We start from the raw sequence: 1,245 nt of genomic DNA, 5'->3' as shown, positions 1-1,245 counted from the left end.
CTAGTGCTGTGGCCGGAAACGTTCACCCGGGTGTGCTCAGGCCGCGGTGGCCAGTGGGCGCCCGCCCCAGCGCAGGCCTTTCTCGCTGCGCACCCGGGCGCGTTCTCGGCGTTGGGCCGCGAGCACGTCCGGGTCGCGGGCGTTGGCGTTGCGCCACCTCAGGTAGGCGTGCAGCGCCCGGGTCTGGACCGTGTGGTTGGGGTGATGGGAATTAGCGATGGTGAACTGGCGCAACGGCCCGAAGTGCGCCTCGATCGGGTTGGCCCAGGAGGCGTAGGTGGGGGTGAAGCACAACTCGACCTTGTTGCGCCGTGCCCAGGAGCAGATCGCGGGCCCCTTGTGCGCGGACAGGTTGTCCAGGATCACGTAGATGGGAGCGCCGTCCGGGCGTGCGGCCCGGATCGACTTCAACGCTTTCAAAGTGTTCGCGCCGCCTTTGCGCCGGTGGTTGATGCCCCACAAGGTGTCCGAGCCCACCGAATAGCAGCCATGGAAGTACGTGATGCCGTGCGTGCGCCGGTAAGTGGCCGCAAGCCGGCCCGGGCGGCCCTGCCGGGCCCAGCCCGAGCCTGCGGTGGGGCGGATGCCCAAGGGGCCGAACTCGTCGAAGGCGAAGACCCGGTCGGCGAAGTACTCCATGACCTGCTCGATGCGGTCGAGTTTGGCATCGCGGTCGGGGTCGGGCGAGTCCTTCCACGTCGTGGTGCGCTGGAAAGTGATGCCGTTCCGGTGGAGCAGAGCGCGCAGGCTCTCGCGGCCGATGCGCAGGCCGGGTCCGGGTCTGCGGGCCAGGTAGGCGGCGAGTTTGCGCAGCGACCAGCGGGTGAAGGGCCGGCCGAGCTTGGTAGGGCGCATCGTGGCCGTCTGGATGACGAGGTCTTCCTCGTCGGGGGTGAGCAGGCGGGGACGGCCTCCCGCCCACTTAGGGTCCAGGCAGCTCAGCCCTTGGTCGTTGAAGGCGTGGATGACCTCGCGGACCGTTTTCTCGTCAGCGGCGACCAGGCGGGCGATGACCGGGACGGTGTTGCCGCTGGAAGAGGCCAGGATCATCATCGCCCGCCGGTAGCGAACACTGTTGGTGCTGCCCCGGCGGACGATGCGTTGGAGTTTTTGGCCCTCAGGGTCGGTGAGTCTGCGGGCTTTGAGGGGTGCGGACACCACGGCTCCCAGGGTTGACTGCTGGTGTTGCGGTCAACCCTGGCATCGATCACTCACCCGGGTGAACGTTCCCGGCCACGGCACTAG

General features: G+C 68.4%; 1 protein-coding gene. It reads right to left on the bottom strand.

The window, feature by feature from the left end:
• Nucleotides 1-36 precede the first annotated feature (36 nt).
• Entirely contained in the window at nucleotides 37-1,158 is a 1,122-nt protein-coding gene (locus D456_RS0123295; protein ID WP_017578580.1) for an IS630 family transposase, read from the bottom strand.
• Nucleotides 1,159-1,245: the final 87 nt, after the last annotated feature.

This window comes from Nocardiopsis kunsanensis DSM 44524 (assembly GCF_000340965.1).
Lineage (GTDB): Bacteria > Actinomycetota > Actinomycetes > Streptosporangiales > Streptosporangiaceae > Nocardiopsis > Nocardiopsis kunsanensis.
This window is presented reverse-complemented; position numbering and strand designations above follow the sequence as displayed.